We start from the raw sequence: 571 nt of genomic DNA on the forward strand, positions 1-571 counted from the left end.
GGCCTTGTTGCACAAATCTTTCTTGGGATTCACTGCATGAATCCAGCATGATAGCTGGGAGGCATGAGCAGTTGGGCCCCTACGAAGTACAAGACCACGAATTGGTCGGCTTACAATGAAGCGCTGAGGCGGCGCGGTTCGCTGACGGTGTGGTTTGATCCCGATATGGTGTGGAAACCACCTCCGACCGGAAAACGTGGTCGGCAGCTGAGCTTCAGCGATGCGGCGATCCAGACGTGCCTGACGATGAAGGTGCTGTTCGGTATGCCGCTGCGACAGACGACTGGTTTCGTCGAAAGCCTGCTTCGGTTGGTCGGGTTGGACTGGCCGGTCCCGGACTTCAGCACCTTGTGCCGTCGCCAACGAAAGCTGAGCGTGGCCATCCCCTACCGTGGAGGGGATGGCCCGCTGAACCTTCTGATCGACAGCACCGGTATCAAGGCCGAGGGCGAAGGTGAGTGGAGTGCCCGAAAGCATGGTGGCACCAAGCGGCGCATCTGGCGCAAGATACACATCGGAATTGACGAGGAAACGCTGGAGGTCAGAGCCGTGGAGATCACCGGCAGCAATA

The 571-nt window shown here is 58.8% G+C and carries 1 protein-coding gene; it reads left to right on the forward strand.

The features are described from left to right. Positions 1-63: 63 nt before the first annotated feature. The coding region (locus AC58NV_RS23715) for an IS5 family transposase (RefSeq protein WP_497229328.1) at positions 64-571 on the forward strand (508 nt) is incomplete at its 3' end.

It is taken from the genome of Leisingera sp. ANG49 (assembly GCF_059694505.1).